Origin of the sequence: Bacillus sp. G16, from assembly GCF_021282335.1 — a bacterium.
Taxonomy (GTDB): Bacteria; Bacillota; Bacilli; order Bacillales; family Bacillaceae; genus Bacillus; species Bacillus inaquosorum.
The window spans coordinates 1-519 of the sequence record NZ_JAJSOZ010000063.1 but is presented as its reverse complement, the minus strand read 5'-3'; the positions used below and the strand labels follow the sequence as shown (position 1 = coordinate 519).

Sequence of the window (519 nt, the reverse complement as noted above, 5' to 3'; positions counted from 1 at the left end):
GTAGGTGACTACCGTGCCGGTTCAAGTCCGGCCCTCGGCATTAAGTTTTGCGCCCGTAGCTCAATTGGATAGAGCGTTTGACTACGGATCAAAAGGTTAGGGGTTCGACTCCTCTCGGGCGCGCCATTATTCTAATAGAATAGATAGGAAATCGGGAAGTAGCTCAGCTTGGTAGAGCACATGGTTTGGGACCATGGGGTCGCAGGTTCGAATCCTGTCTTCCCGACCATTTTAATGGGGCCTTAGCTCAGCTGGGAGAGCGCCTGCTTTGCACGCAGGAGGTCAGCGGTTCGATCCCGCTAGGCTCCACCAAAAGTTTTTTGAAAAAGTTGTTGACTTTGAAGAAGCAGCATTGTATACTAATAAAGTTGCTTTAACAAAGCGAACAAACGAAATGATCTTTGAAAACTAAACAAGACAAAACGTACCTGTTAATTCATTTTTAAATAAATCGCACAGTGATGTGCGTAGTCAGTCAAACTACTTTATCGGAGAGTTTGATCCTGGCTCAGGACGAAC

Annotated in this window: 3 tRNA genes; all 3 read left to right on the top strand. The window is 46.2% G+C overall.

What is annotated here, in order from left to right:
• The first annotated feature begins 49 nt into the window (after positions 1-49).
• Positions 50-126, top strand: a tRNA-Arg gene (locus tag LWH95_RS21555).
• 26 nt (positions 127-152) lie between these two features.
• Positions 153-229, top strand: a tRNA-Pro gene (locus LWH95_RS21550).
• Positions 230-236: 7 nt separating this feature from the next.
• A tRNA-Ala gene (locus tag LWH95_RS21545) sits at positions 237-312 on the top strand.
• The last annotated feature ends 207 nt before the right edge of the window (positions 313-519 follow it).